Origin of the sequence: Metabacillus litoralis, from assembly GCF_003667825.1 — a bacterium.
GTDB classification, from domain to species: Bacteria; Bacillota; Bacilli; order Bacillales; family Bacillaceae; genus Metabacillus; species Metabacillus litoralis_B.
The window spans coordinates 1478570-1501097 of the sequence record NZ_CP033043.1 but is presented as its reverse complement, the minus strand read 5'-3'; the positions used below and the strand labels follow the sequence as shown (position 1 = coordinate 1501097).

Sequence of the window (22528 nt, the reverse complement as noted above, 5' to 3'; positions counted from 1 at the left end):
GGCTGTAGATAAATTCGAGTTTATCTACAGCCTAATTTTTATTCACGCACGTGTATCAACATTTCTGGCTTATTCCAAACCTTCAATACTCATTTCCTTAACTGGTAAGAAGCTTTCTCCGGTATCTAGATAGGAAATTTCCACTGAGTCATTCTCTTGTAAGTAAATAGCCAACGGATAATTTTCAGATGATATCACGAAATTTTTGCCATTGTCTAATAAAAATGAAGTCGTCGTGAAATCTCCAGCTTTTTCTTTGTAAACACGTACAACCTTGCCTGTTACTGTTTTTTCTTCAGCTTTAGAGGTACCATCTACAGAGCTTCCACCTTTTTGTAGAGCTATTTTATATTGCTTTAGCGCTTGATTAGGTGTTGCTGCATATACGGATATTTCTGGGTTGGCAGCAGACACAATGAAGTAGTTTTGTAAAAAGCCGTTAGAATCCAAAACAGGTGTTAACCAGCTAGCTTCTCCATAAAAATTATATAAAACCGGCATTTCACCATGCCATTTTTTCTCGATAAATTTCTTTTCGATAATTTGAAGCGCACCTTGGGAATCCATATACGATGCTTCTAGATTTCCAGTATAATAGGTTGCCTTTCCTGTTCTAGAATTGGTAAGGGAGTACCCCAGCATAGAATCTACGCCTTCTTTAGGGCTAGTAAAGTCAGTAAAATAATACATGTCACCATCTTCATTAAATATTGGACTTACATTTGCTTCCGTTCCTTCATCAGAAGGTAGCTTCACATCAGATTTACCAAAAATACTATTCCAAAACCCATGTATATAATTTCCATAATAGCTGTTCTGTAAGCTCACAGCTTCAGGAGAAACAGCTCCATCAATAAAAGAGGGTACTTCAGCTAGCTTATAATCCTTTGTTTCCCCACTCTTAGGATCAACCATGACAATTCCATCAGCCTCGAAACCATTACGAGCTGAAACAAATTGACCATAGGTACGGATATAGAATGGTTTGCCATCTTCGTCAATTTCTAATTGAACATCACCATAAAAAATATGCTTAGGATAGTTCATTCTTATATGACGTTCAACATTTTTATTAAGATAAGAGGATGGTGTATAGATCATCTCAGATTTGACAAACTTTGGATTATCGGAAGAATCAGTGGCACTTAAAGTAAAGTAACCAGGTGTTTCATCACCATTCAACCATTTAAAAAATCCTGAGAACTCAACTGGTGCAATATAAACAAATTCTCCATTTACTTTTTGTACCTGTAGATTTCCAAGTTCATAATAACTTGTATTCGGTACTTGACCAAACGACTTTTTCATTTTGTTTCTAGCAAACTGGGGTGGAACGCTAGCAGGGGTTTTATTTTCATCAAATGCTTTAATTTCCACTAATTCTTCCATCTCTACATATTCGAATTTTTCATCCGCATTAAAAACTGGTGCCACAAGTAGATAAATGCCAAATACAAGACTTGCTAAGAAAACAAGACCCTTTAGTAGCTTTTCCTTTCCTGTTGCAAGGATCATACCTAATCCAGAAACAAGGATGAGAAAAAACCATAATGAAGAAATATTACGATCTAAATTAGTAAAATAGTAAACCGCAAACATTGCGATCATAATAATCACAGAAAAGATGATAAGTACCCGTACGCTTGGCTTATTTTTAGCCGATTTTTTATCTTTTTTTGCCTGCTTTTGTTTTGTAAAAGGAATCATGAAAACGACTGTTAAAAGTCCAATAATAAGAGAAAAGACAAGGATGTTAACCATAGTGTCTCCTTTCGATGTGTTTTTTTGGAATGGTTATATACTTAATACGGTTAAGTATAATGGAAGGTTTCATTTTTTATGGTGTTTATATACTAGATAAAGAAGTACATAGTGTTGTAGAAGAGTAAGAGTAGTTAATCGTTGGGGTAGAAGGTAGTTTAGTTCCTCTATGTGTAGATAGATAATTAATAGCAGATTATAAGAACAAGCGTTCTTGGTTGTGATATAATAGAAAGGCAATAGTTAGGTAAACTCATGGGTGGTCAGCGTTACCCCGTACGGAAAGGGGGTGATGCGTATGTTGACAGTATTTCAAACGTTAATGCTTATGATGGCATTTGCAGGTTTGGTGTTGTCCATCATATCTTTTAGAGACAAAAAATAACCCACCCTTGAGCTTAGCCGGCGACAGGTGAGTTATCTTACAAAATCGGCTGATCCCCTTAGTGGGAACCTAGCTATTGTATGACTGTTTGGTGTTCGAGCACCGAACAGTCTTTTTTAGTTTATGATTTCTCTAGTATTATTATAACCAAAGACTAGAAGAATGAAAAGTAATTCAAGCTTAACAACGAATACCATTTATTCTTATTTTTTCGTAGCGATTTAAATCAAGAAATAAAGCCCGTGTTAAAATGAAGTATGGAATAAATGAACTAGCTCATTTAATAAACGTTCAAATTTTACATAAAAAAGGAATTGAAAAAGGGAGACGATCTTCATGCCATTAGAAATTGTACGCAACGATTTAACTAAGATGAAGGTAGATGCGATTGTAAATGCTGCAAACACGGATTTGAAAATGGGTGGAGGTGTTTGTGGAGCGATTTTTCAAGCTGCTGGTATTCATGAGTTGAAGCATGCTTGTAATAAAATAGGAGGGTGTCCTGTTGGAGAAGCAGTCATCACTGATGGATTTCAGTTGCCGGCAAAATACATTATTCATACCCCGGGACCTATTTGGAAAGGTGGCACCAATCAAGAAGCAACTCTGTTGAAAAGCTCGTATGAACACTCTCTAGAGCTAGCGAAAAACTATCAATGTGAGTCAGTCGCTTTTCCACTCATTTCAACTGGCATATACGGGTATCCAAAGGAAGAGGCCTTACAAATTGCCGTTTCAACCATTAGTAGCTATTTATTGCATCATGACATGCTTGTGTATCTAGTAGTCTTTGATAAAGCTTCATTCGGATTAAGTCAAAAGCTGTTTAAATCGATTAATGAATATATTGATGAGCATTATGTTGAGGAAATAGAGAGCACATTTAGCCGCCGATATAATATGGAGCAACTGCATGAGTCTGATGCTATACCACAAGAGCTTTATGAAAAACAAAGCGAGCCCATTATCGAAAATAGCTTACTAAATTTGATAGAAGAACTCGATGAGTCATTTTCAGAACGTCTGCTGCGTCTGATTGATGAAAGAGGAATGACAGATGCTGAAACTTATAAAAAAGCAAATATAGATCGTCGCTTGTTTTCAAAAATAAGGAATGCAGCGGATTATGTACCTAAAAAGAAAACAGCCATTGCCTTTGCTATAGCATTACAGCTTAATGAAGTCGAAACAAACGATCTGCTGTCAGCAGCCGGCTATACGTTGTCACGCAGTAGTAAATTTGATGTAATTGTTGAATTCTTTATCCAGCAAAACAACTATGATATTCACGAAATTAATGAAGCTCTATTCGCTTTTGATCAGCCTTTATTAGGTGCTTAAAAAAACGTATAAACTTTAAACGCTAATTTTTTTACAACAAAGAATTGATAGAAAAGGAGGTAACGTGTTTGGGAGTAGCCAGCCTTATTATTTCAATACCGTTCTTCATTTTTGCTATTACCCTTTCAAAAGGAAAAGGGGCATCCTTACTTGCAGGCTATAATACAATGCCTGATAGTGAAAAGGCTCAATACGATGAAGTAGCAATGTGTAAATTTATGGGGAAAATTATGTATGGAATTAGCTTTAGCCTATTATTATTTGCACTTAGTGAGCTCTTAGCAAACCAAGTTATATTTATTATTGGCCTTATTTTATTTTTATCGCTTATTATGTTTGCATTGGTTTATTCGAATACCGGAAATAGATTTAAAAAGAAAGGTTAAGTATAAATAATAAAAACCTAGATATAAAGCAAAACAACACCTATGACAGTGCTCATTTCATATTTGAAAAAAACTATAATAATACGCTAGTAATAACAACGTGTTGTTTTTTACTTTACTTTTCAAGCATTTAATCTTTAGTTATTATAGTAGTAGATAAGCATAAACTAAAAAGAACTGTTCGGTGCTCTAACACCAAACAGTCACACAATAGCTAGGTCCCTTTAAGGGGATACAACATTTTTGGTAAAATAACTCATCCAATTACCGGTCAAAGCTCAAGGGTGGGTTGTTTTTTGTCTCTAAAAGATATGAATGTTCTTAAATAGGTTAATAAAATGTCGCTTCCAAAGCGACCACTTCTTTTTCTCATCTTGTTATCCTACATGTATAAATAAAACAAAACGGAGGATAACAAGAAATGAAAAAAAATGTAGCGGAAATCGTATTTATTTTAGACAAAAGTGGTTCAATGGCAGGACTTGAAACGGACACAATTGGTGGGTTTAATTCAATGCTAAGCAAGCAAAAAAAGGCTGAAGGAGAAGCGTTCGTCACAACAGCTCTATTCAACTATCATTATGAACTATTGCATGACCGCATCAATGTAAAAGGGATATCTCCAATGACCCAAGAGGATTATGAGGTAGGAGGAACAACTGCATTATTAGATGCAATCGGCATGTCCATCCAAAAAATCGTCAATGTACAAAAGCACACAAGCGAGGATGAACGAGCAGAAAAAGTGCTATTCGTCATTACAACAGATGGAATGGAAAATAGCAGTCGTGAATATACTCCTGACAAAATAAAGAACATGATATCACAGCAAAAAGAGAAATATGGTTGGAACTTCATCTTCCTAGGAGCGAATATTGATGCCATTTCAACTGCTGCAAAATTTGGTATAGATGAAGACTTTGCCGTTGACTATCGTGCTGACAACATCGGTACACAGTTAAATTATGAATCTGTCAGCGAGGCCGTAGTAAAGCTGCGAAGTGGGAAGAAAATTGATCGAAGCTGGAAAGAAGATATTGAACGTGATTATCATCAACGGTCACGAAAGGAATAGGCAGATCTTTAAACATCATAATGAAAACAAGGCAAAAGTAGAAGACTTTAATTTATGAATGAAAGATGGAATACTGAGTTCGCAATAATAACCATCAGGAGGATATATTTCGGCGTTTAAACAGTATGGGATTTCCTAAATTAATATCTAATAAAGAAAAATGCAAGCTTAATATAGCTTGTATTTTTTTATTGACTTTTTTCTAAAATGACAAGAATTAACCTTATGTAACTCTATAGAATAACGAAATTTGTAAAAGAATGACGATATTTATAAATGTAATTTGGAAGGGTTTTCATAACTTATCAGGAATTTTAATTAAAAATAGTAAATTTTCAGAAAAAACCAAACGTATGAACTAGTGATTTTCTATTGTCTAATATGGGATTCAATAAAAATCTCTTGAGCGTAAAAAAACAGAGAAACATAAATTAAAAGATAAATTTAAAAATATAGATAAAGGGGTGGAATTCCATGCGTCTAATCATTGTTGATGATGAGGAGTTGGAACGAAAAGGGCTAAGAAAAATGATACAAACAGAAATGCCTGAGGTAACTATTTTGGGAGAAGCAAGGAGTGGACGAATTGCTATTGATCTTGCCGAGAAACTTCGTCCGGACGTAATGTTAATGGATATACAGATGCCAGGGATAGATGGAGTAGAGGCAGTAAAAGCCATTCGTAAGAAAAATAAAGAGATCAAATTTATTGTCATTTCTGCCTTTAATACATTTGAATATGCAAAAGGGGTTATGCAAGAAGGGGTAAAAGAGTATATTTTGAAACCAAGTATAAAAGAAGAAGTGATGGCTGCGCTCAGACGTGTACAAGGTGAACTTGAAGAGCAAAAGAAGAAGATTGAAATAGAACATAACTACAATAGAGCATTATCTCTTATGGAATCAGGCTGGCTTTCGTCGCTCTTACTGGAACAAGTAGAAGATATGTATTTGCAGGAATGGAATAAGTTGTTAAATATTGAGGCGATTAAAGGCTTTATTATCCTATTTTCATTTAAAGGGAAAAATATCTTAATAGATAAAGAGATGAATAAGGTTTACTACAACTGGCTAAAGAACAAGGCAAAAGAAATGGACAAAGAAGTCGTTATTGGCCCAATGATTGATGAGAAGGTACCTGTATTGATACTAGTAAAAAAATCAATCCGGGATTCAAAGATTAGAGCATATGCGAAATCGTATTGTCGATTAGTAATCAATCAATTTAATGAGAAATTTTCAGAGACTATCCTGAAAGTAGGAATTGGGTTGCCGTATCCGAAAAGTGAAGACTTTGTCAAATCTTATCACGAAGCGATTATCGCCTTAGAGCAAATACATGATGGTGAAATACCTTATGCAATGATTTCCGAAAATTCACTAGGCATATCAGAAAGACAATCTCTTTACGAAAAAGAAAATGAACTTTTAGAACAAATAAGATTAGGTGAAAAATCGAAAGTTATTCATGAATTTGATTTTTATTTTGAGAGCTTACTACATAAAACAGAAGGAGATTTACAACTGCTTGTTCAGTCAATTGAGGAGTTTTTTGTAGTTATTTCTCGTGATTTATACAAAAATGGATACAATATCGGGTCAAAAACAGTGTTACAAGATTGTCGTACACCTGATGAGTTGAGGAAGGTTGCGAAAGAAAAGTTACTCGACACCATACAGCAGGTTGTGATATGGAAAAAGTCTCACATGAAAGGAATGATTCAAAAGGCAAAGGAGTTTATTGATCGAAGGTTTAAAGAAAACATAACACTAGAAGAAGTGGCTGATTATGTTAACCTAACACCGTTTTATTTTAGTAAAATCTTTAAAGAGAAAATGGGAGTTACCTTTATTGATTATATGACAGATGTGAGAATTAATTTTGCAAAGAAAGAAATGATTCATTCAAAGAAGAGTGTAAAAGAAATATGTTTTAATTGTGGCTATAATGATCCGAATTATTTTAGTCGCGTCTTTAAAAAGAAAACAGGTGAAACACCAAAGGATTTTCGACAAAAATATTTACAATTTGAACATTTTTAAAATACGGATGAAGTCTCCGTTTTTTTTTAGATTAGAAAGAACAAAAAAATCCTAATAACCACAAAAAAGTCAGGTCTTTTTAGCAACTTTTAGGAGGAAAAGTCTATTAAACTAAAGTTGTCAGCGTTTTCATGAGTGGAAACGAATTAAACAGAAGTGAGGGGATAAGTAAATGTTAAAAAAGTGGAGAAAGAAGTAAAGGAAGTTAGTAGCTATTGCACTAGCGTCTGGTGTAATCGTGTCTGGTATGAGTATGGATTCGGTAGCTGCTTCAAGCCAAAAAGCAAATGGAAGTAAAACAGAAGTTGTTTCTCAGGATGTTAACCAACAGGCTGCACCACAATTAGTAGATGCTGCCTCTATTGATGCCGTTATAGCAGCCATGACATTAACAGAGAAAGCTGCGATGGTAGTTGGTGCGAATTCCGTGGCGATTGATCCAGTTAATGGAGAAATTATCGGAGCACAATCAAGTAAGGTTCCTGGGGCAGCTGGACAAACTCAAGCCATTCCTCGTCTTGGAATTCCTTCTATTGTTTTAGCAGATGGACCTATGGGGGTTCGCATTAACCCAACTAGAGAAGGTACAGATCAAACATTCTATGCCACAAAATTCCCTTCTCCAAATGTCCTAGCTTCTTCATGGGATACAGAATTAGTAAATAAGGTTGGTGTAGCAACTTCTGAAGAGCTCAAAGCATATGGTATTGACCTCTTACTTGCACCAGGCATGAATATTCAAAGCTATTTACTAAATGGTCGAAATTATGAGTATTTCTCAGAGGATCCACTCGTAACAGGTATTATGACATCAGAGTTTGTAAATGGTGTGGAAGATAATGGAGTTGGAACAACAATTAAGCACTTTGCAGCCTATAATCAACGAACAAACAATAATGGAAATATGATTGTGAGTCAAAGAGCTTTACGAGAAATCTATCTCAAGGGATTTGAAATAGCAGTAAAAGAATCACAGCCATGGGCCATTATGGATTCTTATAACATGATTAATGGAACATATGCGACCGAAAACAAGGATCTATTAACAAGTGTTCTAAGAGAAGATTGGGGCTTTAAAGGATTTGCTATGACGGATTGGGAGTTCGGTGCACGAGACATTGCTAAGCAAATTGAAGCTGGAACGAATCTTCTGATGCCAGGAAGCATAGCACAGGTTAATCGTGTGATTGCTGCCGTGAATGATGGTAGTCTTGATGAAAAATATCTAGATCGAAATATTAAGGAAATTCTTAACGTGGTTATCCAAACTCCAACCTTTATAGGGCATGTTGCAACAAATAATCCTGATCTAGAAGCGGGTGCTCAGCTAGCAAGACAAGCGGCTGCAGATGGGATGGTACTCCTTAAAAATGATGAAAAGGCTTTACCAATCGACAATGGTGTAAGCGCTTCATTATTTGGGACTCCTACTGTTGAAACGATGACTGGAGGCCGTGGAAGTGCACTTGTATATGCACCATATCAAATGGGTATTCCTGAAGGACTAAAGAATGCAGGATTAACAATCAATGATGAATTGTTAGGGAAATATGAAACCTATGTTGAGGAATTAAGACAGACAGATGAGTATAAGCAAACTCCAGGAAACTTTTTTGTTTCAACATTCCCAACACTTCCGGAGATGGATATAAAACAGGATGCTATCGCAGCAGCTGAAAGCACAGATGTAGGAATTATTGTTTTATCATCTGAGTTTGGGACATATGGATCTGACCGATCAAAAGAGGATTTCTATTTATCAGAATCTAAACAAAAAATGATTGAAGATGTATCTGCTGCATACCGAGCTCAAGGTAAACCAGTCATTGCCGTACTAAATGTTGAGGGTCCGCTTGAAACAGTTAGTTGGCAAGATAAGGTAGATGGTATCGTTCTTTCATGGCAACCAGGCCAAGAATTAGGAAATGCAGTGGCAGATGTTTTAACTGGAAAGGTGAATCCGTCAGGTAAACTTACGCAAACATTCCCGGTTGACTATGAAGGTCTTCCATATGCGGATCGTTACCCTGGTGAAAATAATGAGTTTACGTATGAAGAAGATATTTACGTCGGCTATCGCTACCATTCTACCTTTAACCTGACACCTGCATATGAATTCGGATATGGTCTGTCTTATACAACTTTCGACTATGACAAAGTAAGAGTGAATCGAAATGGAAAATTCAAGGATAAGATTACCGTGTTTGCAACAGTGGAAAATACAGGTGATGTTTCGGGCCGTGAAGCAGTTCAAGTCTATGTCTCTGCTCCTGATGGAAAGCTTGAAAAGCCAGAGTTAGAACTAAAAGCATTTACAAAAACAAAAGAATTAAGACCTGGTAAGAAAGAAAATCTAAAATTTGAACTAGATGTAAAAGAGCTAGCTTCATTTGATGAAGAAAAATCTGCTTGGATAGTTGAAAAAGGAACATATGAGGTTCTTGTTGGTGCTTCATCAGAAGATATTAGAGGAACTGCTTCATTTAAAGTAGATCAAGATATTTTAGTAGAAAAAGTTAATGACGTTCTAGAGCCACAGGTTGAAATTGATCGACTTTCAAAATTTGATAAGTAACCTTCAACACAAGAGAGCTATGCTTAGCTCTCTTGTGTTAATAAAGAATCTAATTGACTCATAGTGTAGCTGAGTGAGTTTTGAAATGGAGGGAAAAAGATGTTAAAGAAAATGAAGAAGGCAAGAAAAAAAAGATTACTAGCAGTAGCACTTGCTACTGGGTTTGCAGTCAGTAGCTTTGGATACAGCACAACTACTTTTGCGAATGATTCCACAGAAAATACCGTACAAGTTCAAAACGAAGCTCCAAAGCTAATTGATGCTGCTTCGATTGATTCAGTAATCGCAGCAATGACACTTGATGAAAAGACGAAAATGGTCGTAGGTGTTGGGATGCCAGGATTGTTTGGCGCACCAAAGCTAGCTGTTGCCGGTGCAGTAGGTGGAACCCCTGCTATTGAACGATTGGGGATTCCTGCCATGTTTTTTGCGGATGGTCCAGCTGGACTAAGAATTAGCCCAACTCGAGAAGGTGAAACCAAAACCTATTATGCGACTGCATTCCCTATTGCAACAAATCTTGCATCTACATGGGACATGAAAATGGTTGAAGCAGTTGGGAAAGCTCAAGGAAATGAAGTCAAAGAATATGGTGTAGATATTCTACTTGCACCTGCTTTAAACTTACATCGCAATCCATTGAATGGGCGAAATTTTGAATATTTTTCAGAGGATCCTTTAGTTGCAGGTAAAATGACAGCTGCTCTCGTAAATGGTGTTCAATCAAATGATGTTGGAGCGACAATCAAGCATTTTGCAGCTAACAATCAAGAAACAAATCGATTTACAATTGACACGATTGTTTCAGAAAGAGCACTAAGAGAGCTTTATTTAAAAGGCTTCGAAATTGCAATTAAAGAGTCAAACCCATGGGCGGTTATGAGTTCTTATAATCTAGTAAATGGAACGCCTGCTTCACAGAATACAGATCTTCTTACAACGGTTTTAAGAGACGACTGGGGTTATGAAGGCTTTGTAATGACCGACTGGTTTGCGGGAACAAATCCAGTAGAGCAGATGAGGGCTGGTAATGATCATATCATGCCAGGTTTTCCTAGTAGCTCTACAGCTATAGCAAATGCGGTGAAGGATGGTAGTCTGGATGAAAGCGTCCTTGATCGGAATATTAAAAATATACTTGAGTTTGTAGTGAAATCTCCTACATTTAAAAACTATGCAAACTCAGATTCTCCTGATCTAGCTGCACATGCCAAGGTTGCTCGACAAGCAGGAGCTGAAGGAATGGTGTTATTAAAAAATGATGATAATGCATTACCACTGAAGAAGGAAAATAAGCTAGCAATCTTTGGAAATGCACAAATAGAGACCATTAAAGGTGGAACTGGTAGTGGTGATGTTAATGCAGCCTACACTGTTTCATTGGTTGATGGATTAAATGAAGCCGGGTATCAAATGCAGGAGGACTTAGTAACAGATTATAAAAACTATATTAATACATTAAGGCAGCAAGATGAATACAAAATTAAGCCTAGTCCATGGGGAGAGGACTTTGGTAAAGAAATTCCGATTATTCCTGAAAAACCACTTGATATCAATGAAATCAATCAGGTTCAAGAAGATACAGATACAGCTGTTATCGTAATTGACCGCAATTCGGGAGAATCTGCTGATCGTCAAAATGTTCAGGGTGATTATCTGTTAACCGAAACGGAACAGGAGATGATTAAAAACATTTCAAGCATTTATCATAATGCAGGGAAAAAGGTTACAGTTGTATTAAATATTGGTGGTCCAATTGAGGTTGAAAGCTGGAAGGATAAAGTTGACTCTATTCTTGTAGCATGGCAGCCAGGGCAAGAAGCAGGATATGCCATTGCAGATGTTTTAACAGGTGCAGTGAATCCATCTGGTAAGCTAGCAACGACATTCCCTAAAACATATAGTGATACACCATCGTCATCTAACTTCCCAGGTACACCTGCAGAAAATCCAACACAAGTCACCTATGAAGAAGATATTTATATCGGTTACCGTTACCACTCAACATTTAATGTTTCCCCTTCCTATGAATTTGGATATGGACTCTCTTATACAACCTATGATTATAGCAATATAAGAGTAAACAAAGGTGGGAAATTTAAAGATACCATCACTGTCTTTGCGAACATTAAAAATACGGGTGATGTTGCAGGTAAAGAGGTTGTTCAACTTTACATCTCAGCTCCTGATGGAAAACTAGAAAAACCAGAAATCGAGTTAAGAGACTTTACGAAAACGAAAGAATTAAATGCAAATCAAAGCGAGCTAATTAAATTTGAACTAGACGCAATGGATTTAGCATCCTTTGATGAAGCTAAAAATCAATGGATCGTTGAAAAGGGAATATACGAGGTTAGAGTAGGTGCATCCTCAGAAAATATTAAAGGAACGGCCACATTTAACGTGGAAAAAGATATCGTTGTGGAACAGGTCAATAATGCTTTAGAGCCAAAGGTTGACATTGATAGATTAACGAAATAAAAGAAAATAGGATGAGCTCTTTTAGAACGAATGTCTAAAATCAAGAAATGACAAGACCAACTAATGTAAACGCGTTTACTCAAACAGGAGGTAAAGATTAATGGTGACTAAGAAGAAAAAATGGGCGAAACCTCTAATGCTTTTAGGTTCAGCTGCTGTGATGAGCCTAATGTTAAACACAGGTGTATTTGCAAAGGAAATAAAAACACAACCACCTTCTTATCAAACAGTTACAGAAATTGAGGATTGGGGAGCAGTTATCACAAAGGTAATCGTTGATTTAGGGAAACCTGTTCCAGTAAATTCGGTTACTAATGAGACCTTTAATGTTCATGTAGAAAGATATGATAGTAGATTAGCGAATCCATTCTTACAAGAAGGCAATCGAAAAGTGAAGAATGCTTATGTTTCAGATAAGCATGGGAATCCAGCTAAGAAAATGGGAAAATACGCTGTTTTAGAAATGGAAATTTCTCCAAGCTTATCACTATCTTCTGCAATCAACTACGACTGGGCAGGTACTGGATTTAATGATTGGACAGATAATAAATATACAATCACACAACAAAAGAATATCATAACCAATGCAGGATCAATCTCAGGGTTAGTTGTAGATACATTTACAGGTGGAGTGAGAGAGCTTGTAGATGAATTTACTACTGGTACTGCAACCTATGACAACGTTACTTTATCCTATGCTGACTATTCTCCAGCAAAAGATAACGCAAAAAATCCACTAGTCATTTGGTTACATGGAGCAGGAGAAGGCGGTACAGACCCAACCATGGCCATCGCAGGGAACAAAGCGGCCAACTTTGCATCAGAAGAGATTCAAGCCTATTTTGATGGTGCTTATGTATTAGCACCCCAAACACCTGGTTTTTGGATGGAGGGTTTTACTGGATTTGGAGATGGTACGTCAAAATATCAGAAAGCACTGATGGCCTTAATCGACGACTATGTTTCACAAAATAAGGACATTGATCCTAGTAGAATTTATATTGGTGGAGATTCAAATGGTGGATATATGACGATGCTGATGGTACGCGACTATCCAGAGTATTTCGCAGCAGCCTTCCCAACATGTGAAGCGCTAAAAGATACCCTTATTACTGACGAAGAAATTCAAAAAATGAAAAACCTTCCAATCTGGTTTATTACTGCCAAAACCGACATGGTTGTCAATCCTGATCAATACACAGTTCCAACCTATAACAGATTAATTGAAGCGGGTGCAAAGGATGTTCACCTATCCTTATTCGAGAATGTAATTGATACTTCAGGTCTTTATAAAAACAGTGACGGTACTCCATACGAATATAATGGACATTGGTCATGGATTTATGTATACAACAATGAAGTAACAAACACTTTAAATGGAAAAACAACAACCTTAATGGAATGGCTTGCTAAGCAGTCATTATAAAAGTAGGAATATATTTGATAGATTGAGAGGCATAAATTAATATAAGCGGTTTCTCTGATGAAGGAGAAGCCGCTTATTTTTATATCAAGTGAATTTTCGTAATAGATCCCTACATTCACCTCGTAGGTGCTTGTGGAACTAATACATACGCTCCATTAAAGTAAGATTTCCTAGAAGATAAATTAACAAAAATTGTCGAATGAGGTAAAATTAAGCTATTAACTGTTCAAGTACTAAGGAATTAGTAGAATGGTAGTAAACAATAAATAACAAAAAAATGAAACCTAGATAAATGGAGCTGAGCAAGATGACATATACAGCAACCAGTAAAAAGAATGATGTAAAAGTAGAGGTTGGTACGTTTGAGCAATTTTTTAAAGAAAAGGCAGTTTATCCAATCGCGATCGATACCTATCAACGACCATATGTTTGGAATATAAATAAAGTAAAAGAGTTGCTGGAGGATTTACTAGAACACATCGAATCACAGCCAAATATCCCTTATTATATGGGAAGCATATTGCTACATAAAAATGATGAAAAAGAAAAGCTGTTCATTATCGATGGTCAGCAGCGTATGACTACGTTAAGTATTCTTTATTTTCTATTACATAGAAGATTAATAGAAGGCAAAATTGCGATGGAATTTAACTCACCAGAATCCATTAAAAATATTAAAAGCATTCAAAGATTTTTTCATCATGATGAGAATAAAGCATGGAAAGAGAAGGTATCTTTATTGTTTCCTAATATCCAATTCACCTTTATTACCACACCTTCAGAGGATTTGGCTTTTACCTTTTTTGATACGCAAAATTACCGAGGAGTAAAGCTGGAGTCTACCGATTTACTAAAGGCGTATCATCTTAGAGCGATAAATAATACAACCGTTCAGGAGCGTTGTGCGAAGGATTGGGAAAACATCCAGAATATCAAGCCCATTCTTCATAAAAAAGGAGACTTTACAGTAGAGTTATTTACAAAATATCTTTCTCGTGCTCGTACTTGGCGTGGACAAAAACAAATCACACTAGCTAATGATGAAGACATGTTAGCGGAATTTATGCGAAACACCAAACAGAGTGATGATGACAAAACAATTGAGTTATTTCCTAATTTTTACAATACCTATGGAGCTAAACTTTATGTAAAAGATAATGGAGATTATGAAATACAAGTGAAGAATCATAACCATCTTGCTAGCTCTCTTCCTTTTTCATTAAGACAACCTATAAGTAAGGGCCTGGGTTATTTTCTTTTTTCAAAAAGATATGCAGAAGTGATTCACTTACTTTTTACAGATCAAACTATTACTAGTAAAGAAATAAAGAGATTTAGAGATTTTTATGAAAACGTCTGGAAGCATTTATCCGTTTATTTGAAGGAATTGTTCATTCTAGCTAGCTTGATGTATTATGACAAGTTCGGTGAACAGCAACTGTTTCGCTTTTCGCTATGGCTAGATCATTTGCTTGGGGCGATTCGATTAGAAAAACAAAATGTAGTAAAGCAAGCACCAATGAATTTTCTTAAAGATAGCGAAAATAACCTGTTAGATGTGATTAGTCATGCGTTTACACCAGAAGAAGTGTTTAATTTCTTATCAAGATGTTCACAACCAATCGATATTTACACGAAAGAAAACATTGAAAATGGCAAGGGTGTGCGTGGTTATTATAAAGAACGCATTTTGAGTTATTACGGTAAAAAGAGTTTCGATTATAAAGAAAGCTGGATGGATACATTTGTTAAGGAGATTGAAAATGGAGATACAGTCTAATTTAGTCACATTAAAGAGTTTAGTAGAAAAACAATATGTTTTTAACATACCGATTTATCAAAGATTATATGTTTGGCAGGAAGAACAAGTGAAAACGTTACTAGAAGATATAGAGGCTGCTTTTAATGACGGAAAAGAGCTATTTTACTTAGGAGGTGTTCTCGTTGTTGAAAATCCCTCCTCTTCTACCGAACAAAGAAAGGTATATGATTTAATCGATGGACAGCAACGTTTTACAACACTTTGGATGATTTCGATCATATTTGCAGGTACTTTAAAATCGTTTATTGAAAATGAGGGAGAGAATCGAATAAGCTTCGCAATTAGAGAGGAAATCAATGAGAAATTTCAGTCATTAATTAACGGAAGTAAAAACGTAGATATTACGGCCAATATTGATGACTCACTAGCTTTAATTAGACGATTTCACTCTGAATTTGAGGGAAGTAAACCTGGGAAAGCAGCCAAGATAGCCGAATTTATATACGAGAAAGTCCAGTTGGTTTATACAGAAGTACCAGAGAAAACCGATTTAAATAAATTGTTTGAAGTGATTAACAACCGTGGCATTCAGCTACAACATCATGAAATTTTAAAAGCAAGATTACTAGATAAACTACAGGCTCAAGACCGCATAAAATACAGCAACTTATGGGATGCATGCGCTAATATGAATCAATATATTGAGAAAAATATTAAAGATATAACTCATATTAAAACAACTCATTTATTTGACCAGGAAACTGCCAAGGTTGGTGAGGAACAATTGGCTGATCCGACCAAAGTGTTAGCGGCGATTGACGAGAAAGCGGAAGAAAACAGTGAGTCTATGACTTTATTAGATATATTAGAATCAGAGGATGTTCATGCTAGCTTTAATAGTGATGAGGATAATGAAGAAGATGAATATGATAGTGAAGATGTAAGGAGTATTATAACGTTTCCTATGCTTCTGCAGCATACATTAAGAATATATTTAGCTAAGAAAGAAGAAAAAGATATCCTGAAAATTTCAGATAAAGAATTACTAATGATATTTTCGGATAATTTTTTAACAAAATCAGTTAAAGATGAAAATGTTAAGAAGTTTATCAAATTGCTGTGGAAAGTTCGCTATTATTTTGATAAACATGTGATTAAATGGGTTGGCCCTAAGGATCATGAAATTCATTCAATCCGAAGAACATACAAAAACGCTAATAAAAATGGCAGAAATATTTATTACTCCTTACAAAGGGGAGAATCAACAGCTCGGGGAGAGGCACTCTTGCAAAGCATGTTATATCACTCCCAACAAATTACAACACACTATTGGTTAACTCCATATTTACATTATATATTAGAGAACAACGGGCAGGATAGTTATAAATATTTAAAGCACCTAGACAATCACTTGCTATGTGCGGAAAAAGATGACAAAACCTTAATCGAGCGAACAAGGTATTTTCTAGAAAAACCTTATTATAAAACTACCTTAAGTACTAACATTTTACACGAGGAGCTTGGAACAGAATTTCCTCATTACTGGTTTTACAAGCTAGAGTATGTTCTTTGGGAGAAATACGGAAACAAGGGAACTAAGTGGAGAGAGTTTAAATTAACAGCCAAAAACTCTGTGGAACATATTTCCCCACAAAATCATAAAATCACCGATACAAACACAGTATCTCAGGAGCAATTAAACAAATTCGGCAATCTCGCCCTAGTTTCCAGAAGTGTTAATTCAGAATATAGTAATTTACCATTTAACGAAAAACGTCAACGTTTTATCAACAATAATCGAGAGAAGCTAGATTCATTGAAGATGGCATTGATTTATGAGAATGAGAAGTGGAATGATGATTTGGCTAAGAAACATCAGATGGAGATGATTCGGTTGTTGGAGGAGTATTTGTTTAATACAAACTCATACTTTTGACATATGTTTTATTACAAACAATAGAAAGATTAATTATACGGGTGTGAAAATTGTATGGATTCTAGTAGGAAGTTATGGGTTGATGAAATTACTGATGTTCTAAGAGAGTTAGGTGGTAAAGGCTCATTATTGGATATTCGTAAAAAAGTAAAAGAACGAGGAATTATACCTTATAAAGAGTCTTCAATTCCTCGAACCTTAGAACGTTATTGCAGTGATTGTGAGAGATTTTGTGGAAAAAAAGATAGTTTTTATATTGTAGAAAGAAACGGTAGAACAAAAATATGGGGGCTAAGAGGCTATTATAAAGACGGCATCCCAAATAATAGCGATGGAAGTGATAATGAGGATATACCGACCAATTCTTTAAGTAAAAATAAAATCGAACCTTCACCTTTAGTACCATTCCAATCTGACAGTGAAGATAGTTTTAAACATATTCCAGAAGAAAAAACTGAATACAGTGAACAAAAATTCAAGAAACGTATGGGTCAAAGTGATTTTAGAAAGAAAGTTTTAAACGCTTATGGTTCAAAGTGTTGTATAACTAATGAAACATGTTTGGAAGTGCTTCAAGCTGCTCATATTCAAGCATATGTTAATGAAGAAAGTAACCATATTCAAAATGGAATTTGCTTTAGAATGGATATTCATAAACTATTTGATGAGGGGTTGATTGTGATTAATGATCAATTCCGAATAGTGGTAAGTCATATTTTACAAGAAAGTAGTTATAAACAATTTGACGGAAGGGAAATATCCTTACCTTTAGAGCCAAATGCGTTTCCTTCTCTACATGCAATAAGAAAACATAGAGAGAGAAGCATTCAAAAAGGGTACTTTTAAAAATTATCATAATACACCTTAGTATCAGAAATTGATATAACAATTTGTTCAAACAGTTAGAGTTGTTTTAATTATTGGGTAGATATTATGCTATGAAGTTTGTAGAGAAGGTATTCAACATAACTATGCACTTTCATTTGAAGATTAGGGGATTTCTCAATGTAACAAATGATCAAATAGAAGCTAGAACTTTCAATAGAAAGAGGAAACAAGTTCAATAGTGTTAACGTTAAAAGATTGCCATTCATTAGGTAAACTGATGAAAGTTCAGAGTTCCCCATAAAAAAAGGGATGATTCTTATGATCGCATTTGAAGGTTTGGTTTTGTTCATCATATCTTTTAGAGACAAAAAATAGTCCACCCTTGAGCCCAAACAGCATTTAGAGGGTGGATTTATACCTACAATGCTGACTCCCTTGAAGGGAACCTTCTATTGTATAGGCCGTTTGGTGTTCGAGCACCAACGGTCTTTTTAATATATGCGTATATATCTTTATTATAACCATGTTTAGTAGAATTGAACGTGAACTTTCCGGCATCAGCTATCTTTTTGTCGCTCTGATATTAGATTGAAATCAGTAGACATGTGACGAAATATTTATAATAATTTGAGAGGGTTTTCACTTTTAAGCAGGAATTATTAAGTTAATAGGTAACTTTCAGAAAACTCATTAAAATGTAAACGGTTACTTTAATGCACGCATTTACTAAAAGGGAGGTAAATCATAATGGAGAACAAAAAGAATAAATCGGAGAAATCTCTAGCGCAATTAGGTTCAGCAGCTGTGATGAGCCATACGGTTAACACGGAAGGAAAAAAACAACCTTCTTATCAAACGGTTACAGAAATTATGGATTGGGGAGCAGCCATTACAAAGGTAATTGTTGATTTAGGAAAACCTGTTCCAGTAGATTCCGTTACGAAAGAGACCTTTCATGTTCATGTGCAAAGATACGATCACAGATTGGAGAATCCATTCTTACAAGAAGGTAATCGAATTGTGAAAAATGCTTATGTATCAGATAAGCATGGGAAACCAGCCGAAAAGATGGGGCAATATGCTGTTTTAGAAATGGAAGTTTCCCCAACCTTATCACTTTCTTCTGCCATTAACTATGACTGGAAGGGGACTGGCTTTAACGATTGGACTGATAATCAATACACGATCACACAACAAAAGAATATTCAAACTAGTGATGGAACAATCTCAGAGTTAGTGATAGACACATTTACCGGGGGAGTAAGAGAGCTTGTCGATGATTTTACAACAGGCAAAGCAACTTATGACAATATTACTTTAACCTATGCTGACTATTCTCCAGCAAAAAATAATGAAAAAAATCCACTAGTCATTTGGTTACATGGAGCAGGAGAAGGCGGTATAGATCCAACGATTGCCATCGCCGGGAACAAAGCAGCAAATTTTGCATCAGAAGAAATACAAGCTTATTTTGATGGTGCCTATGTATTAGCTCCTCAAACACCTAGTTTTTGGATGGAGGGCTTCACTGAATTCGGTGATGGTACGTCGAAATATCAAAAAGCACTTATGGCATTAATTGAAGACTATGTTTCACAAAATAAGGATATTGATCACAGTAGAATTTATATTGGTGGAGATTCAAATGGTGGATACATGACGATGCTGATGATACGCGATTATCCAGAGTATTTCGCAGCAGCCTTCCCAACCTGTGAAGCTCTAAAGGATTCCTTGATCACAGTTGAAGAAATACAAAAAATGAAGAATCTTCCTATCTGGTTTATCACTGCGAAAACCGACAAGGTAGTTAATCCGAATCTATACACAGTCCCAACCTATAACCGATTAATTGAAGCAGCCGCAAAAAATGTTCATCTCTCTCTATTCGATCATGTCATTGACACTTCAGGACTCTATAAAAATAGTGACGGTACTCCATACGAATATGATGGACATTGGTCATGGATTTATGTATACAACAATGAAGTAACAAACACCATCAATGGAAAAGCAACAACCTTAATGGAATGGCTTGCGGAGCAGTCTTTAAAAAAGTAGGAAGATATTTGATAGATTCAAAGATATTAGATAAAAAATAGGTAAAGAAACATTTTTTACGATACGTGGGCAAAAAGAAAAAGAAGAATAAAAAGAAAAAGAACAACAACAAAAAACTTATAACACTAGCATAGACGATAATCTAGAATGGGTCACATTCTCAAATTTTTGTATAGTGGTAGTTTAGCTGCCAAAGCAAACTTAATAAAAAAGATCAACGTTCCTTACAAACTGTTAAGGAACGTTTTTATTTTAGATAACATAAATTTTTATTTTACAGATTCTAAATAGTCTCAATAAATATTATCTTTACAAAAATTTAACATTTAAATCTGCTACTCTACCCCCTCTTTTTGTCTATATAAAGGATGATAAAACAATAATTTGATAAAAAGGTAGTGATGAAAAATGGCAAAATTTCGTATGATCTTAACTGGATTTTGGAGATCTTCCTTTAATTTAGAGAAGATGTCTTCGGAGGATAAATTATTTTACGTGTATTTACTAACAAATGATAAAACGACACAAATTGGAATCTACGAAATAACGAAGAAAGAAATGGCACTCGAATTGGATTATACGCTTGAAGAGGTGGAAGTATTATTAGAACGCTTTACAACACGTCACAAATTAATCCGGTACAACCTAGAAACATGTGAAATCGCTATTAAAAACTGGGGGAAAAATAACCTTCATAGAGGCGGCAAACCAATTATGGATTGTATTACAAAAGAATTAAAAGAGGTCAAGGATACCTCGCTTATTTCGTATGTTTGCGAAGGAATTGAAAGAGAGGAAATAGTTCGCTTATATGAACCTTATTGTCATAAAGAAGTTGAGGAAGAAATGAGCCATAAGGGTAAAGAACATACATATTCTGCAACTGTACAAGATCAAATTGAAGAAAACTCAAACCCTCGAGTTACAGAAACTAGGGAAGAAAAACAATCCTCTAAAGACAATTCAGATCTAGATGATGACCAACAAAGTCAAAAATCAAAAGATATAAACGAAATCATAGAGTTCTGGGACAGCAATGGATTTGGGTTATCTAACATAAACGCCAAACACCAGCTATTATCCTGGTTAGACAATTCGTGCTTTTTACACCCTAAAGATGTTGTCTTAAAAGCCATGGGTATTGCCTGTGCTAATAACAAAAGAAAACTAAACTATATCGTTGGCATACTTAAAAACTGGAAAAATGAGTCTTTACTAACCATTGAAGAAATAGATTCTTATCAGGATAACCAGTCTTCTAAACAAAAGTCCAAGCAGTCAAATTCTACTGGAACTGGACGACCGATACCGAGTGAGTTTGTGCTTGATCTTACAGCGGGGGAGGATTGAAGAGACTCTAAACTTTGTCATACTTGGTAAGAAATTTAATAATCGCAAAAAAATTTAAATTTTTTAAAAACAGACGCTACTCTTCATCCGTTTTTCTATATATAGAGGGTGAAGAGAAAATAAATAGGAGATAGGGAAGTGTTGAAAAATGGAAAAATCCAAAATGGTTAACACAGATTTTTGGAGAGCTCCAGTTGTACAGGAGATGGCTTGGGAGAAAAGTAATTCTATCTTTACTTACTTACGAATCCGCAAGCTACTACAGTTGGAAGCTATCAAGTATCAATCGAACAAATTTCACAGAAAACTCGTTTATCAATTGAGGAAGTCCAAGCATTGATAAGCCGTTTCAGTGAGCATTAACAACTGATTTCCTACAATTATGAAACATGTGAAATCAATGTGAAAAAACAGGGAGCATATTTACAAGATTAACAATTTCATAGCTGAAGTAGAGGAACTTAATGAATGATTGATGGGGGAGAGATCACTCCCTTGAAATCATTTCCTCTAATAGATTTTCGTGAACATTTACGAATACATAATAAAAATTGTTGAGTAAAAAGAACGAGTGTTCGTTCTTAAATATGTTTAAACATTTTAAAAATTGAGGTGTGATCACATGAATGTAAAAGAAGTTTACGAGGAAGCGATAAAATTAGAAGAATCTCCGTTGGCCCATTATCTTTTTCATTTATTACAAGAGAGGAAAATTTCTTCAAATGACCACATATCGAAAATCGATTTAAATCAGGCAAATCACCAGACCGTGGAGGAAATGATCCAAAAAAATCTTTTGCATTTTCGAAAGGTTCGAATTTATTCTTTGAAGCAGAACAAGACTGATTTTGTCTTCATTTTTGCCCGTAGCCAGGAAGATGCCATTCAACACTACAGAGAAACATATTTTCATTCTCCCTTAAACTGTATTGAAACCTCGCTAGATAATGATTTTTATCAAGGAAATGGTAGGATTTCGTTCCGAGATATGAAGAAGGAATTCACAATTTTTCCTGCGATAGCTGGGGATTATAGTAGAGATGATTACGTGTTAACTGAAAAGGAGGTTAGTCAGCAATATAAATTATCATAACTAAAACACAATGAAAAAAGGGGTT

The 22528-nt window shown here is 35.3% G+C and carries 15 protein-coding genes; 14 read left to right on the top strand and 1 reads right to left on the bottom strand.

Annotated elements, in window-relative coordinates; all coding sequences use genetic code 11:
- Window positions 1–69 precede the first annotated feature (69 nt).
- Complete coding sequence (locus tag D9842_RS07005) at window positions 70–1761, bottom strand: hypothetical protein (RefSeq protein ID WP_121661904.1); 1692 nt, start codon at window positions 1759–1761, stop codon at window positions 70–72.
- Window positions 1762–2053: 292 nt separating this feature from the next.
- Here D9842_RS07005 and D9842_RS26635 point away from each other — a divergent pair, with 292 nt between their 5' ends.
- The 14 genes from D9842_RS26635 to D9842_RS06935 all read left to right on the top strand — a co-directional run bounded on the left by D9842_RS26635 (window position 2054) and on the right by D9842_RS06935 (window position 22503).
- A complete protein-coding gene (locus D9842_RS26635) occupies window positions 2054–2146 on the top strand; it encodes a putative holin-like toxin (RefSeq protein WP_373995096.1) in 93 nt (30 codons plus the stop codon).
- 336 nt (window positions 2147–2482) lie between these two features.
- Window positions 2483–3487 carry a macro domain-containing protein gene (locus D9842_RS07000; protein ID WP_121661903.1) on the top strand — a complete coding sequence of 335 codons (1005 nt, stop codon included), beginning with the start codon at window positions 2483–2485 and terminating at the stop codon, window positions 3485–3487.
- Between the two features lie 68 nt (window positions 3488–3555).
- On the top strand, window positions 3556–3873 hold the full coding sequence (locus D9842_RS06995) for a DUF3784 domain-containing protein (RefSeq protein WP_121661902.1): 318 nt from the start codon (window positions 3556–3558) through the stop codon (window positions 3871–3873).
- 421 nt (window positions 3874–4294) lie between these two features.
- Window positions 4295–4948, top strand: coding sequence for a vWA domain-containing protein (locus D9842_RS06990; RefSeq protein ID WP_121661901.1), 654 nt, complete (start codon window positions 4295–4297; stop codon window positions 4946–4948).
- Window positions 4949–5422: 474 nt separating this feature from the next.
- Window positions 5423–6991 (top strand): response regulator, encoded by a 1569-nt coding sequence (locus D9842_RS06985; protein WP_121661900.1) that lies wholly within the window; start codon window positions 5423–5425, stop codon window positions 6989–6991.
- A 247-nt stretch (window positions 6992–7238) separates the two neighbouring features.
- On the top strand, window positions 7239–9566 hold the full coding sequence (locus D9842_RS06980; RefSeq protein WP_257536056.1) for a glycoside hydrolase family 3 N-terminal domain-containing protein: 2328 nt from the start codon (window positions 7239–7241) through the stop codon (window positions 9564–9566).
- A 99-nt stretch (window positions 9567–9665) separates the two neighbouring features.
- Entirely contained in the window at window positions 9666–12047 is a 2382-nt protein-coding gene (locus D9842_RS06975) for a beta-glucosidase (protein ID WP_257535997.1), read from the top strand.
- 100 nt (window positions 12048–12147) lie between these two features.
- Window positions 12148–13473, top strand: coding sequence for a prolyl oligopeptidase family serine peptidase (locus tag D9842_RS06970; RefSeq protein WP_121661899.1), 1326 nt, complete (start codon window positions 12148–12150; stop codon window positions 13471–13473).
- 307 nt (window positions 13474–13780) lie between these two features.
- A complete protein-coding gene (locus D9842_RS06965; RefSeq protein WP_162987342.1) occupies window positions 13781–15253 on the top strand; it encodes a DUF262 domain-containing protein in 1473 nt (490 codons plus the stop codon).
- Window positions 15237–17171, top strand: coding sequence for a DUF262 domain-containing protein (locus D9842_RS06960; protein WP_121661897.1), 1935 nt, complete (start codon window positions 15237–15239; stop codon window positions 17169–17171). Before D9842_RS06965 ends, D9842_RS06960 begins: the two co-directional genes overlap by 17 nt.
- A 129-nt stretch (window positions 17172–17300) precedes the next feature.
- Window positions 17301–18017: an HNH endonuclease gene (locus D9842_RS06955; protein ID WP_162987341.1), complete on the top strand. Its 717-nt coding sequence runs from the start codon at window positions 17301–17303 to the stop codon at window positions 18015–18017.
- Between the two features lie 789 nt (window positions 18018–18806).
- Entirely contained in the window at window positions 18807–20060 is a 1254-nt protein-coding gene (locus tag D9842_RS06950) for a prolyl oligopeptidase family serine peptidase (protein ID WP_257536055.1), read from the top strand.
- A gap of 408 nt (window positions 20061–20468) precedes the next feature.
- The gene (locus D9842_RS06945; protein ID WP_257535996.1) at window positions 20469–21410 is read left to right on the top strand and encodes a DnaD domain protein; all 942 of its coding nucleotides are present in this window, start codon (window positions 20469–20471) and stop codon (window positions 21408–21410) included.
- A gap of 622 nt (window positions 21411–22032) precedes the next feature.
- Window positions 22033–22503: a hypothetical protein gene (locus D9842_RS06935; RefSeq protein ID WP_121661893.1), complete on the top strand. Its 471-nt coding sequence runs from the start codon at window positions 22033–22035 to the stop codon at window positions 22501–22503.
- Window positions 22504–22528: the final 25 nt, after the last annotated feature.